Below are 13,439 nucleotides of genomic sequence, written 5' to 3' on the forward strand. Positions count from 1 at the left end.
GGGAGAACTCGTGTCGTCGTATCCCCTTGCTCGGGGGTCGCCCGTCAGAGGGGTTGCCACGCTACGCGAACTCCGTGTTTCGAGGTTACCCGAGAAAGCACCGCCGCAACCGTACGGCTGTGCCGCTTATCAGCATATATCGCACAATTCCGACAGGCTCGGTAACTCGCCGGAGGATATCCGGTGTGAGCCAACCCTTACCGGACGATTAGGGTGCCCTTCGTCGCCGCGACACGTGTCGGGCCCCGCACCGGCGATCGATGCGGGGCCCGAACGGTTTTCGCGGTCTCAGTCGATCCGGACCGACTGGATGTCGACCGGCTGGCTCGGCTTGCCGTCGCCGGGGCCGTTCGAGTTGTCCTGGCCGTTCTTCGCGATCTTGTCCAGGGTGCTCATGCTGTTGTCGTCGACCGTGCCGAAGATGGTGTAGTTCGGCGGCAGCTGCGAATCGCCGTAGACGATGAAGAACTGGCTGCCGTTGGTGCCCGGTCCCGCGTTCGCCATGGCCAGCGTGCCGCGTTTGTACGCGATCGGCTTCTGCGCCGCCATCGGATCGTTGGCGTCGAGCTGATCGGTCGGGTATTCGTTGTCGAACTCGTAGCCCGGTCCGCCCATGCCGCTCGCGGTCGGGTCACCGCACTGCAGCACCTTCAGGCCGTCGCTGGCGGTCATCCGGTGGCAGCTGGTGCCGTCGAAGAACTTCTGCGACGCCAGGCTGACGAAACTGTTCACCGTGCACGGCGACTCGGCGTTGTTCAGGGTCAAGCCGATCGGGCCCTGATTGGTCTCCATGCTGACGCTGACCTTCGCGTCGTTGCCGGTGGTCGGGATGCCGTCGGCCTTGGCCGGCTTGGTCGCCGGCTTGTCGGCCGGCTTCTGGCCGTCCTTGTAGACGCAGTTGACCAGCGCGGGCTTGGCCACTGCCGCGGGCGGGGCCGCCGCGGACGGTGCGCTGCTCGAGTTCGTCGCGTCCTTGGTGTCGGAGCCGCTGTCGTCGCCCTTGGTCAGGAAGTAGACCCCGGATATCGCCGCGACCAAAACGACAACACCGAGCACCGACCCGGCGATCGTGAGTTGCTTGCGCCTGCGTGCGCGCTCGGCCCGGTTGGCGAGCTGGCGCTCCAACTTGCGTTTCGCCGCTGCTCGCCGCTGTTCGTTGCTCGGCACTACCACGTTCCTCCCGTGTCCGGTTGTTACGGCATGAGAGTCTGCCATTTATTCCTGAGACTGCCCTGCACTTCCTGAGAGCGGTGCGCCTCACAGCTGGCCGGAATCGCGCATAACGGGCAGGAACGGCCCCGTCTGGGGAGCGCGGCGTAACCGGTTGGACTTGCGGGGGCGTAGTGGGGAAAACTGGACCACCGTGACCAAGACCAGCAGCTTTTCCGCCCCGAAGGGGGTTCCGGACTACGTCCCGCCCGGCTCGGCCGAATTCGTCGCGGTGCGTGACGGACTCATCCGCGCCGCCAGACTGGCCGGATACGGACATATCGAGCTGCCGGTCTTCGAGGACACCGGGCTGTTCGCCCGCGGCGTCGGCGAGTCGACCGACGTGGTGAGCAAGGAGATGTACACCTTCCCCGATCGCGGCGACCGCAGCGTCACGCTGCGCCCCGAGGGGACCGCGGGGGTGATGCGGGCCGTCATCGAGCACGGGCTCGATCGCGGGCAGCTTCCGGTGAAGTTGGTCTACAACGGGCCGTTCTTCCGTTACGAGCGGCCTCAGGCCGGTCGGTACCGGCAGCTACAGCAGGTCGGCATCGAGGCGATCGGCGTGGACGACCCCGCGCTGGACGCCGAGGTGATCGCGATCGCCGACGCCGGGTTCCGCGGGCTCGGGCTGGACGGTTTCCGGCTGGAGCTGACCTCGCTCGGCGACGACACCTGCCGCCCGCAGTACCGGGAACTGTTGCAGGAGTTCCTGTTCAAGCTGCCGCTCGACGAGGAGACCAAGCGGCGCGCGCAGATCAATCCGCTGCGTGTGCTCGACGACAAGCGGGCCGAGGTGCGCGAACTGACCGCGGACGCGCCGCTGATGATCGATCACCTCTCCGAATCGGCCAAGACGCACTTCGAGCAGGTGCTCGGCTACCTGGACGCGCTCGGCGTGCCGTACGTGGTGAACCCGCGGATGGTGCGCGGGCTCGACTACTACACCAAGACCACGTTCGAGTTCGTGCACGACGGGCTCGGCGCGCAATCCGGCATCGGCGGCGGTGGGCGTTACGACGGGCTGATGGCGCAGCTCGGCGGACAACCGTTGTCCGGCATCGGATTCGGGCTCGGCGTCGACCGCACGGTGCTGGCGTTGCAGGCCGAAGGCAAGACCGCGGGCGAGGCCGCGCGCTGCGAGGTGTTCGGCGTACCGCTGGGCGACGCGGCCAAGCAGCGGCTCGTCCTGCTCGCCGCGCAGCTGCGCGCGGCCGGTATCAGCGTCGATCTGGCCTACGGCGGGCGCGGCGTGAAGGGCGCGATGAAGGCGGCCGACCGCTCCGGCGCGAAGTTCACCCTGGTGCTCGGGGATCGCGACCTCACCGAGGAGACCATCGGTGTGAAGGAAATGGCAACCGGGGAACAGCGCCAGATCCCGATCGCCGAAGCGGTAGATGCGATTCGCGAGGCACTCGGGGTCTAGCGGTTGGGCGTCGGGCTGGATCGTTGGCGACTGCCCGGTGGTAGCTCCGATGGCGACCGGTCCAGCCGCCGGGCTGCATTGCCGACGGTGACCGACGCTGTATCGCTTTGAGCGGCAAGCCAATTGGGCCCGGCTGGCCCCTGGTCACGGTCGACGGGACCTGACGGTGGCGTTACTCGGCGTGTCGCTCGGTGGTGTCCCGTTGGTAGTCGTTGGTGGTGGTGGGATCTACTGGTGGCGCTTTGGGGCGTTGCTCGGTGAGGTCCCGTTGGTGGCTGTTGGTCGTGATCGGCGGGGTCTGGTGGTGGCGCTACCCCGGGGCGTCGCTCGGTGGTGTCCCGTTGGTGGTGCTCAACGGGACTTGATGGTGGCGTTGCTCGGTGTGTGGCTCGGTGGGGTCCCGTTGCTGGTTGTTGGTGGTGCTCAACGGGACTTGATGGTGGCGTTATTCGGGGTGTCGCTCGGTGAGGTCCCGTTGGTGGTGGTCAATGGGATCTGCTGGTGGCGCTTTGGGGTGTTGCTCGGTGAGGTCCCGTTGGTGGTTGTTGGTCGTGATCGGTGAGGTCTGGTGGTGGCGCTACCCGGGGTGTCGCTTAGTGGTGTCCCGTTGGTGGTTGTTGGTGGTGCTCAACGGGACTTGATGGTGGCGTTATTCGGGGTGTCGCTTAGTGGTGTCCCGTTGGTAGTCGTTGGTGGTGGTCAATGGGACCTGCTGGTGGCGCTTTGGGGTGTTGCTCGGTGGTGTCCCGTTGGTGGTTGTTGGTCGTGATCGGTGGGGTCTGATGGTGGCGCTACCCCGGGGCGTCGCTCGGTGGTGTCCCGTTGGTGGTGCTCAACGGGACTTGATGGTGGCGTTGCTCGGTGTGTGGCTCGGTGGTGTCCCGTTGGTAGTCGTTGGTGGTGGTCAATGGGACCTGCTGGTGGCGCATTGGGGTGTTGCTCGGTGAGGTTTCGTTGGTGGTTGTTGGTCGTGATCGGTGAGGTCTGGTGGTGGCGCTACCCGGGGTGTCGCTTAGTGGGGTCTCGTTGGTGGTTGTTGGTGGTGCTCAACGGGACTTGATGGTGGCGTTATTCGGGGTGCCGCTCGGTGGTGTCCCGTTGGTGGCCTGTTGGTGGTGCACGGTGGGACTTGATGGTGGCGTTGCTCGGTGGGGTCCCGTTGGTGGTTGTTGGGTGTTGGTCAACCGGCTTGGTGGTGGGGATTGCGTGGTGACGTCCCGTGGGCGGCCGTTGGTTGTGATTTACGGGGTGTGATGGGGTGCTACTCGGTGAATTGGTCGGTGGGGTCCCGTTGATGGTCGTTGGTTGGGGTCAGTGGGGAGTGCTGGGGCGCTACTCGGGTGTCGGTCGGCCGAGGTCGGTGGGGCGCGGTGGTGAGACGGAACGGCGCAACGTTTCCGAAGGGGGTACCGGAGTGGGGGTGTGGGGGTAACGTGACTGCGCGCACGGCGTGGCGCTGGTGTCGCGGAGAGGTGGGCCTGTGTCGAATTCTGGTGAGCAGCACATGGATCCGCCCGTCGGACTGGATCTGGTCGCGCCCGAGATGTACGCGCCGATGCTGCGCAGGCTGGCGCTGGCCGCGGCCGGGATCGGGATCGGCTCGGCGCTGCTCGCCGCCACCGTGGTCAGCTGGCCGATCGCGGTGGCCATCGGCGTGGTCGTCGGCGCGCCGACCGTCGGCTACGCGTTCGCCCTGCGCCGTCGGCGAATGTGGATGGCGGGCACCATGATCCACGCGCGCCGCCTGTTCGGTGAACGGCAGGTGGAGGTGTCCGCGGCGACCGGCGTCGAAGTCCTGATCTTCCCCGCGCGGCTCAGCCGAATCGTCCTGCGCGTCACCGCGGGCGAGATCTCCCAGATCATCCCGCTCGCCATGTACACCGACGCGGGCAGCGGCCGCGAAATGCACCTACTCGGCCTCCGCCGCCTGGCCGACGCCCTCGCTACCAGCCAACTGGCCGCCGCGGTCGCGGTCTCCGCCCTCCTCGTCCAGCAACTCCGCGCCGAGGCCCGTGACGCCGGCCTCCCCGACCGACCCCTCTACCGCGCCGTCCAAATGGCCCGCACCAAAGACGCCGTCTCCCCGGTAGTCCTCACCGACCGAGAAGTAGCCGCCCTCACCTGACCCCACTATCCGGCCCCGCACCCGCTCCGGCGCGTCCGCTCTCACTTCAGACCTCGCGCACGCCGTACGCCGCCCGCCGCAAGCTGGGCGCTGGGTGCCGCGCGCCGCGCGCCGCAAGCTGGGTGCTGGGTGCCGCAAGCTGGGCGCTGGGTGCCGCACGACGCACGCCGCGCGCCGCAAGCTGGGTGCTGGGTGCCGCAAGCTGGGTGCTGGGTGCTGGGTGCTGGGTGCCGCACGACGCACGCCGGGTGCCGGATGTCGTGCGCCGCACGCCGGGCGCCGCAAGCTGGGTGCTGTACGCCGGGCGCGCGCAGCACGCTCTCACCGGTCGTGCGTGCAATCGGGCGAAGTCCCTGTGCAAGGCGAATGCGCTGGCTTTCGTGTTTGGTTGTGGATGGTGGTGGGCTCCTTGTTCGAGGTCGCGGGTGCTGAGGGTTGTGTGGGAGGTCGCGGGGTGAGGGCGATCGGTGGTGGTTCTCGGGGTGAGGTGGGTTCGCTGGTTTCGTGTTTGGTTGTGGATGATGGTGGCGAGCTCCCTGTTCGAGATCGTGAGTGCCTACGGGTTACCCAGGTAGTCGCTGCACGGGTAATCGGCGGCAGTTCCCTTGCGCGCGAGGCGCATTGGTGCGCGGCGACTTGAAGGTTCGGGCGATCGCTGTCCGCGCGTGGTGTGGGCTGTCGCCGCACTCTCGCTACTTGCCCCATTGCCCGGTCGCGCACGGTTGCTGGCCGCACAGGGAGGTGCGGTGATGTCGTGCACGGGTGGAGGGGTGTACGCGACCGGGCGGGTGGGGGGTGACTGTCGTGTTGCTCACCGTGTGGATTCGGGGGCGGGGGGAGTCGTTAGGGTGAAGTTCGAGAGCCCGTCTACTGCTGAGGAGTTAGTCGTGAGCACCGCTCGGACCGCGCCCGTGACCGTTGCCGTGACCGGAGGGGCCGGGCAGATCGCCTACGGGCTGCTGTTCCGGATCGCGTCCGGGGCGATGCTCGGGGCGGATACGCCGGTGCGATTGCGGTTGCTGGAGATTCCGGCGGCGGTGGCCTCGCTGGAGGGCGTGGCGATGGAACTGGAGGACGGGGCGTTTCCGCTGCTGGAGTCCATCGACATCAGTGCTGATCCGTGGGAAGGGTTTTCGGGGGCGAACGTCGCGGTGCTGGTCGGCGCGCGGCCGCGCACGGCGGGGATGGAACGGTCGGATCTGCTGGCCGCCAACGGCACCATCTTCACCGAGCAGGGCGCCGCGATCAACGCGAGTGCCGCCGATGACGTGAAGGTGCTCGTGGTCGGCAATCCGGCCAACACGAACGCGTTCATCGCGATGAGCAACGCGCCCGACGTTCCGGCCGAACGGTTCACCGCGATGACCCGCCTCGACCACAATCGCGCGATCGCGCAGCTGGCCAAGAAGACCGGCGCGCCCGCCGCCGACATCGCCCGAGTCGCCATCTGGGGCAACCACTCCGCGACCCAGTACCCGGACCTCGCGCACGCGACCATCGCCGGCCGCCCGGCTCTCGACCGCATCGATGATCCGGCGTGGCTGACCGACGACTTCATCCCCACCGTCCAGCAGCGCGGCACCGCTATCATCCAGGCCCGCGGCGCCTCCTCCGCCGCCAGCGCGGCCAGCGCCGCCCTCGACCACATCCACGACTGGGTCCGCGGCACCGCCCCCGGCGACTGGGTCTCCATGGCCGTTCCGTCCGACGGCTCCTACGGCGTCCCCGAGGGCCTGATCAGCTCCTTCCCCGTCACCTGCGCGAACGGCACCTACACCATCGTCCCCGACCTCTCCATCGACGACTTCGCCCGCACCCGCATCGACGCCACCGTCACCGAACTGACCCAAGAGCGCGACGCTGTAATAGATCTCGGCTTCGCCAAGCGCCCCTGACCCGTCGCCGCCCCGCAGACGACGCCGCCACGCCACGCACTCCGCCTTCACCGAACTGGCCCAAGAGCGCGACGCTGTAGTAGATCTTGGCTTCGCCAAGCGCCCCTGCCCCGTCGCCGCCTCGCAGACGCCGCCACGCCACGCACTCCGCCTTCACCGAACTGACCCAAGAACGCGACGCCGTAGTAGATCTTGGCTTCGCCAAGCGCCCCTGACCCGTCGCCGCCTGGCAGACGACGCCGCCTCCCACGCACTCCACCAAGTCCGGCTCGACATCCACGTCTACGTCGAACGGGACCTAACAGCGGCAAAGTACGAGTAGCGCCACCGTCATGTCCCGCTAGGCGTCAACGCGATCGCCGAGTGGGACATGGTGGTGGGTCTTCTCGCACTTCGTCGCCATCAGGTCCCGTTCGACGTAGACCTTCGCGCCGAGCGGGGCGTGGCTGGGCACTGCTCGCTTGTCGCCCTGGTGTTCCGGCTTGTGGTCGGGGCGGTTGTATCGAAGGGACCGGGTCTAGCTGACGGTCCAGGTTTCTTGGCCGGTGAGCAGGGATTGGAGGGAGTCCTGGGTGACCGGTTTGCGTTCGCGGGCCGTTGTGGTTTGGTCGCGGACGCCGTCGTCGTAGGTCGGGCGGGTGACGCTGCGGAAGATGCCGGTGACCACGTGGTCCAGGGCTTGGTCGGACAGGCGGGAGAGGGCGTAGGCGTATTCGGGGTTGTCGGTGTGGGCGTCGTGGGTGACTATGGCGGACTCGGGGACGGTGTCGGCGCCGACCACCTCGAGCCCGAAACCGCTTTGGACGACGGCGAATTCGTTGTCGGCGCCGAAGCGGATGGGCTGGCCGTGATGCAGCGGGACGAGATGGGCGGCGGCGTTGTCGCGGCGCAGGGCGTCGAACGAACCGTCGTTGAAGATCGGGCAGTCCTGCAGGATTTCGACGAACGAGGTGCCGCGGTGTTCGGCGGCGGCGCGCAGCACCTCGGTCAGGCCGGGCCGGTCGGAGTCCAACGCGCGGGCGGCGAAGGTGGCTTCGGCGCCGAGCGCGATGGACAGCGTGTTGAACGGGTGGTCCACCGAGCCCATCGGGGTCGACTTGGTGACCTTGCCCTCCTCCGAGGTCGGCGAGTACTGCCCCTTGGTGAGCCCGTAGATCCGGTTGTTGAACAGCAGGATCGTCATGTTCACGTTGCGCCGCAGCGCGTGGATCAGGTGGTTGCCGCCGATGGACAGCGCGTCACCGTCGCCGGTCACCACCCAGACGGACAGGTCGGGGCGGGTCACGGCGAGCCCGGTGGCGATGGCGGGCGCGCGCCCGTGAATGGAGTGGATGCCGTACGCCTCGAGGTAGTACGGGAACCGGCTCGAGCAGCCGATCCCGGAGACGAACATCAGGTTCTCCCTGCGCAATCCGAGCTCGGCGAGGAAGCCGCGCACGGTCGCCAGGATCACGTAGTCACCGCAGCCGGGGCACCAGCGCACCTCCTGATCGGAGGTGAAGTCCTTCACCTTCTGCGGCCCGGTCGCGGCCGGTACTCCGGACAGCCCGGTCAGGCCGAGATCGGCGCCGACGAGCGAGGTTTCCACGATGGTCATTCGTTACCCCCAGTGGTGACGTACGTGGCCCGCGCTCGGGCGGCGAAGGCCTTGTCCTGTTCCATCTCCTCGATCGAGCCGTCCAGCGCGGCGTCGATCACCCCGACGAGTTCCTGCGCGGAGAACGCGGTGCCCGCGATCTTCGTCCACGGCCGCACATCGACCAGATACTTCCCGCGCAACAGCAGCGCGAGCTGGCCGCCGTTCATCTCCGGCGCGACCACCGTGCGGTAGCGGCGCAACACCGCACCGAGGTTGGCGGGCAACGGATTCAGGTGCCGCAGGTGCGCCTGCGCGACCGGCACCCCGCGGCGGCGCGCACGCCGGCACGCCTCCCCGATCGGCCCGTACGAGCTGCCCCAGCCGATGATCAGCAGCTCGGCCCGGCCGTCCGGATCGTCGACCTCGAGGTCGGGCACGCTGATTCCGTCGATCTTGGCCTGCCGCAGCCGGACCATCAGCTCGTGATTTGCCGGGTCATAGGAGATGTTGCCGCTGCCGTCGGCCTTTTCCAGCCCGCCGATGCGGTGCGCGCGCCCCTCGGTGCCCGGCACGGCCAGCGGTCTGGCCAGGGTTTCCGGGTCGCGGGCATACGGTTGGAACGGGTCGGTGTCCGCGCCGCCGGGTTCGAACGCGGGCTCGATCGGCGCGAGGTCGGCGACCTGCGGAATCGACCACGGCTCCGAACCATTCGCGATCGAGCCATCGGACAGCAGCAGCACCGGCGTGCGATAGGTGAGCGCGATCCTGGCCGCCTCGACCGCGGTGGCGAAGCAGTCGGCGGGGGAGCGCGGCGCGAGCACGGCGACCGGCGACTCGCCGTTGCGCCCGTACAGCGCCTGCAACAGATCGGCCTGCTCGGTCTTGGTCGGCAGCCCGGTGGACGGCCCGCCGCGCTGCACGTCGATCACCAGCAGCGGCAGTTCGGTCATCACCGCGAGCCCGATGGTCTCGCTCTTCAGCGCGAGACCGGGCCCGGAGGTGCTGGTGACACCGAGCGCGCCGCCGAGCGAAGCGCCGAGCGCCGCACCGATTCCGGCGATCTCGTCCTCGGCCTGGAACGTGGTGACGCCGAAGTTCTTGTGCTTGCTCAGCTCGTGCAGGATGTCCGAGGCCGGGGTGATCGGATAGGTGCCGAGGAACACCGGCAGGCCGGCGAGCTGACCCGCGGCGACCAGCCCGTAGGCGAGCGCGGTGTTCCCGGTGATCTGCCGATAGGTGCCCGGCGGGAGTTTCGCCGGCGCGATTTCATAAGTGGTGGCGAAACTTTCGGTGGTCTCGCCGTAGTTCCAGCCCGCGCGGAACGCGAGCACATTGGCCTCGGCGATGTCCGGCTTGGCCGCGAACTTCTCCCGCATGAACTTCTCGGTGCCGCCGATCGGCCGCCCGTACATCCAGGACAGCAGGCCGAGCGCGAACATGTTCTTCGCCCGCTGGCCGTCCTTCTTGCCGACGCCGGTGGATTCGGTCGCCCCCATGGTGAGCGAGGTCATCGGGACCCGGTGCAGCACGAAGTCCGACAGCGTGCCGTCGTCGAGCGGGTCGGCCGGGTAGCCCACCTTGGTCAGATTGCGCTTGGTGAACTCGTCGGTGTTCACGATGATCGTGGCGCCGCGCGGCAGATCCTCCAGATTCGCCTTGAGGGCGGCCGGATTCATCGCGACGAGCACGTCCGGCTGATCGCCCGCGGTGAGGATGTCGTAGTCGGCGATCTGGATCTGGAACGACGAAACACCAGGCAGCGTGCCCTGTGGCGCCCGGATCTCGGCGGGGAAGTTGGGCTGGGTGGCCAGGTCGTTGCCGAACGCGGCCGCTTCGTGGGTGAAGCGATCACCGGTCAGCTGCATGCCGTCCCCGGAGTCTCCGGCGAACCGGATGACTACCTTTTCCAATTTCGCTGCGTCGGTGCCGTTTTGGGCGGGACCGGCATCGTTGTGGTGCGAGACCATCTGCGTGCTTCACTTCCTCGTCGATGAGAGGGGTGCCATTCGCCAACCTACTCCGCACCGCGGGGTGCGTCCGCCCGATATGCGAGGTTTACCGGTACTGCATGCAGTTTCAACCGAGGCTCTAGGCGTCAGCCGAACAATGCCAGCTGAGGGTCGGTCGCGTGGGGACTTTCCGGTGGTGATTCCGGTTCGGCCGGTTTTTCCCGCTTCAGCGCGTGTCGCTCGAGCAACGGGTCGACGCGGCCGCGTAGCCACGTCGAGTACTCCGGCGTCACATAAGCGCCACGGCCGTAGAGCTGGCGATAACGCCGGACCAGCGCCGGATGCTGCTCGGCCAGCCAGTCGAGGAACCAGCCGCGGGTGCTGCCGCGCAGGTGCATCGGGAAGGCGACGGCCGAGCGCGCGCCGGCGTCGGCGATCGCGCCGAACAGCTCGTCCAGGTGGGCCTTGCTGTCGGTGAGATACGGAATCACCGGCGCCACCATGACATTCACGTCGAAGCCCGCGTCGGTGAGCGCGCGCACCAGGTCCAGCCTGGCCCGCGGGGACGGGGTGCCGGTTTCGAGGCTGCGATGCAGATCTATATCGAAGATCGCGATCGACACGGCGATGCTCACCCGCACTTCGCGCGCGGCCAGGGTGAGCAGCGGCAGGTCCCGGCGCAGCAGGGTGCCTTTGGTCAGGATGGAGAACGGGGTGCCCGAATCGGCCAGCGCGCGAATGATCCCCGGCATCAACCGGTATCGCCCCTCCGCGCGCTGATAGGGGTCGGTGTTGGTGCCGAGTGCGACCGGTTCCCGATGCCAGGAGCGCCGGTGCAGTTCCTTGCGCAGCACCGCGGCGATGTTCGTCTTGACCACGATCTGCGAATCGAAGTCCTTGCCCGCGTCCAGATCCAGGTACTCGTGGGTCGGTCGGGCGAAGCAGTAGCGGCAGGCATGCGAACAGCCGCGCATCGGATTGATCGTCCAACCGAACGGCAGGGCGGAGCTCTCCGGGACCTTGTTCAGCGCACTCTTGCACAGCACCTCGTGAAAGGTGATGCCTTCGAACTCCGGCGTCTGCACGGTGCGCGTCAAACCCGCCCGGGTGAGCCCGGGCAGCGCGCCGTCGTCGGCGTCCAAGGTCTGGGTTTGCCACCGCACCCAATCAGTCGAACATATGTTCGCCTGGTTGGCAATCTCTGCGTCGATGAGTGGCAGGACGATCGCTCCCGGCGTTATGAACCACGCCGGGAGCGATCCGCCTATGAGCCGGCGAAGGCTTGAGCCTGTATCGGCGCGCTGCACGCGCCTCGCTGGAACAACGTGGCCGCCCTGCTTCGGAAATACCTGCCGGAGCAGGGCGAGAACGCAACCTTGTTCAGCCTGCAAACCGTGGTAATCGCCGGCGCGCCGGAATTCGTGAACTGCGAAAACCCATCACATAGTCGGCTCTGTCTCATTGCGAACGTGATCTATGCGTCGGCCCTCACTGAACTCGACGGTGAAGCCGTCTGGATCCCGTACCTGCATCTGCCGCTCCCAGGGCAGATTCTTCGGTGGACGCACCGGCAGCCCGCGAGTGAGCAGATCCTGGTAGAGCCCGTCCAGATCGTCGGTGGAAAGCTCGAGTTGCACAAGGGCACGCTGTTTGAACTGAACCGGCTGTTCACCGGTCTCGATCGGACGGGTTCGAAGGAGGCCGATCGTGCCGCCGCCCTGCCGCAGCAGCGCGAACTTGTTCGAGCGGCCTTCGAGCGTGAATCCCAGTGATTCATAGAAATTGATCGAGCGGTCCAAGTCGGCGACAGGCAGGCTCATGCCGTCAAACCACACAGTCATGGCGGAATTCTCCCGACAGCGCTTGGCTGTCCGCCCAGGATGGCAGTGGGCTACGCCGAGGGGATGTTTGATCGACCCCTTGCCCGAGATGCTAACACCAACGGGGCAAGTTCCCTTGTCGCAAAAGGCAATTGGCGTCAAGCAGTGACCCGGCACTGGTGGCCACCTCGACACATCTACACGCTAGCGGCCCAAGAACTCTGCGCGGCTCCTCCGCGCAACGATGGCAGTCCTGAGCGCCGCGGCGCAGGGCCGCGACGTCCTCTTACCGGGTACCCGGTAATCGGCCGGAACGTCCGCTGACCGGCTTGCCCTTTTGCGCGCGTTCCCAACGCCTGCGCGCACTTGGTGGTCGATGTTGGCTCAGGCGATCTGCCGGGCGTCCGGGGTGGACGGGGTTGGGTCGGCGAAGAAGGCGACCAGGTCGCGGACGGTTTCGTCGGTGGGGCGCGGATGGTATCCGAGTTCGGTTTCGGCCTTGCCGTGATCCACGACCGGAGCCGAGATCAGCGCGCCCAGTGCGGCTTTGGAGACGATGTCGGACTTGAGCAGCTTGCCGATCGGCGCGAGGACCGGAATGACGCCGGCCACGAGCTTGGGGGAGATGGAGAATCGCGGGCCGCGCTTGCCGCCGTGATTGGCAGCGAGTCGGCAGAGATCGAGCATCGAGATCATCTCGCCGCCGAGCAGATAGTTCTCGCCGGTGCGGCCGCGCTCGGCGGCCAGGATCAGGCCCTGGGCGACGTCGCGCACGTCGACCAGGTCGAAACCGCCGCCGATCATCGCCGGGATGCGACCCTGCGCGGCGTCTTTCAGCGTGCGGTTGATCCGGGACAGCGGCCTGCTGTAGTCGAGGGGGCCGAACACGCCGGTGGGGTTGCACAGCACCGCGTCCAGGCCCTGGTCGATCACCTTGCGCAGCTCGATCTCGCCCGCCCACTTGGAGCGGTCGTAGACGGGAAGTGCGGAATCGGTCGAACGCGGAGCGCTCTCATCGATGTTCCCACCGCAGGTGTACTGGTTGAACGCGTGGATCGAGCTGGCGTGCACCATGCGCCGGGCGCCGACCGCGAGCGCGGCCTCGGCCACCACCCGGACGCCTTCGGTGTTCACCTTCCAGGCCAGGTCGTGCTTTTCGGCGAGGGTGATCAGCGCGACCAGGTGATAGACGACCTCGGCGCCGTCGAGCGCCGCGCGCATCGACGCCGGATCGAGCACGTTTCCGCTCACCCAGGTGACATTCGGCTCGGCGACCGTCTGTGGCGCCACCCGATCGATGGCGGTGACTTCGTAGCCGCGCGCGACGAGCAGGCGGAGCAGATTCGTGCCAAGGTAGCCGGCTGCGCCGGTCACTGCGACCTTCATGGCATCGAGAATATAGAACTTGTTCTAATTTGCAACACGTTCCAGTTCCT

Annotated in this window: 9 protein-coding genes; 3 read left to right on the forward strand and 6 right to left on the reverse strand. The window is 67.4% G+C overall.

The window, feature by feature from the left end:
• Positions 1-288: 288 nt before the first annotated feature.
• Positions 289-1,167, reverse strand: coding sequence for a peptidylprolyl isomerase (locus ACFQ9K_RS37500; protein WP_378722956.1), 879 nt, complete (start codon positions 1,165-1,167; stop codon positions 289-291).
• 196 nt (positions 1,168-1,363) lie between these two features.
• Here ACFQ9K_RS37500 and hisS point away from each other — a divergent pair, with 196 nt between their 5' ends.
• The 3 genes from hisS (at position 1,364) to ACFQ9K_RS37515 (ending at position 6,655) form a co-directional block, all read left to right on the forward strand.
• The gene (gene hisS, locus ACFQ9K_RS37505) at positions 1,364-2,635 is read left to right on the forward strand and encodes a histidine--tRNA ligase (protein WP_378722957.1); all 1,272 of its coding nucleotides are present in this window, start codon (positions 1,364-1,366) and stop codon (positions 2,633-2,635) included.
• Between the two features lie 1,480 nt (positions 2,636-4,115).
• The gene (locus ACFQ9K_RS37510; protein ID WP_378722958.1) at positions 4,116-4,760 is read left to right on the forward strand and encodes a hypothetical protein; all 645 of its coding nucleotides are present in this window, start codon (positions 4,116-4,118) and stop codon (positions 4,758-4,760) included.
• A gap of 887 nt (positions 4,761-5,647) precedes the next feature.
• On the forward strand, positions 5,648-6,655 hold the full coding sequence (locus ACFQ9K_RS37515; protein WP_378722959.1) for a malate dehydrogenase: 1,008 nt from the start codon (positions 5,648-5,650) through the stop codon (positions 6,653-6,655).
• 517 nt (positions 6,656-7,172) lie between these two features.
• On the opposite strand, the gene ACFQ9K_RS37520 is transcribed toward ACFQ9K_RS37515, so the two are convergent.
• The 5 genes from ACFQ9K_RS37520 to ACFQ9K_RS37540 form a co-directional block, all read right to left on the reverse strand.
• Positions 7,173-8,252 carry a 2-oxoacid:ferredoxin oxidoreductase subunit beta gene (locus ACFQ9K_RS37520; protein WP_378722960.1) on the reverse strand — a complete coding sequence of 360 codons (1,080 nt, stop codon included), beginning with the start codon at positions 8,250-8,252 and terminating at the stop codon, positions 7,173-7,175.
• Positions 8,249-10,201, reverse strand: coding sequence for a 2-oxoacid:acceptor oxidoreductase subunit alpha (locus ACFQ9K_RS37525; RefSeq protein WP_378722962.1), 1,953 nt, complete (start codon positions 10,199-10,201; stop codon positions 8,249-8,251). The genes ACFQ9K_RS37520 and ACFQ9K_RS37525 overlap by 4 nt, the downstream gene beginning before the upstream one ends.
• A gap of 128 nt (positions 10,202-10,329) precedes the next feature.
• The gene (locus tag ACFQ9K_RS37530) at positions 10,330-11,346 is read right to left on the reverse strand and encodes an Rv2578c family radical SAM protein (RefSeq protein ID WP_378722963.1); all 1,017 of its coding nucleotides are present in this window, start codon (positions 11,344-11,346) and stop codon (positions 10,330-10,332) included.
• A 276-nt stretch (positions 11,347-11,622) separates the two neighbouring features.
• Entirely contained in the window at positions 11,623-12,024 is a 402-nt protein-coding gene (locus ACFQ9K_RS37535; RefSeq protein ID WP_378726953.1) for a VOC family protein, read from the reverse strand.
• A gap of 363 nt (positions 12,025-12,387) precedes the next feature.
• On the reverse strand, positions 12,388-13,389 hold the full coding sequence (locus ACFQ9K_RS37540) for an NAD-dependent epimerase/dehydratase family protein (RefSeq protein WP_378726955.1): 1,002 nt from the start codon (positions 13,387-13,389) through the stop codon (positions 12,388-12,390).
• Positions 13,390-13,439 lie beyond the last annotated feature (50 nt).

Source organism: Nocardia sp. NPDC056564, assembly GCF_042793755.1.
Classification (GTDB): domain Bacteria; phylum Actinomycetota; class Actinomycetes; order Mycobacteriales; family Mycobacteriaceae; genus Nocardia.